Annotated in this window: 1 protein-coding gene; it reads right to left on the bottom strand. The window is 54.2% G+C overall.

What is annotated here, in order from left to right:
- Positions 1-542 (bottom strand): PAS domain-containing protein (locus tag EXE45_RS17560; protein ID WP_241989527.1); only part of this gene is annotated, 542 nt, incomplete at its 3' end.
- Positions 543-552: the final 10 nt, after the last annotated feature.

Below are 552 nucleotides of genomic sequence, written 5' to 3'. Positions count from 1 at the left end.
TGGCCGATTACCTCCTCTGGCTCGTATCCAGTTATTTGTTCGAACCCGTCATTAACGTACACTAACGGATTGTCGTCTTTTGTTGCGTCAGCGATCTGGATGGCAACAGTGGCTTCGTCCATCGCCCGCTCTTTCAGTTCCAGTTCACGCTCGCGTTCTTTGCGGTCCGTTTCGTCCCGGACAGTACAGACGAGGCGACCATCGTCGATGATTGTCAGAGAGAGTTCAGCAGGGAACGTCGTTCCATCAGGCTGGGTACCCGTGACCGGCCCACGCCAGTGCCCGTCAGCTTCGAGAGCTGGGAAGACCTCGGTTTCGAACCGTTCGATCTCTGCGTCATCGTACAGTCTGCGCCAAGAGTCTCCAAGCAGCTCCTCCTTACTCTCGAAGCCGTACATCTCAATATGTGTCTTGTCGATGTACGTGTATTTGTCATCTTTAAGAACTGCGACGCCATCAGCCGCTTGTTCAATAGCCTGCTGGAAGAGTTTGAGCTCACGCTGTTGACGTCGTTGCTCGGTCTCGTCGCGAGCAGTACACACAATCCGACCA

It is taken from the genome of Halorubrum sp. SP9 (assembly GCF_005435015.1).
Taxonomy (GTDB): domain Archaea; phylum Halobacteriota; class Halobacteria; order Halobacteriales; family Haloferacaceae; genus Halorubrum; species Halorubrum sodomense.
This window is presented reverse-complemented; position numbering and strand designations above follow the sequence as displayed.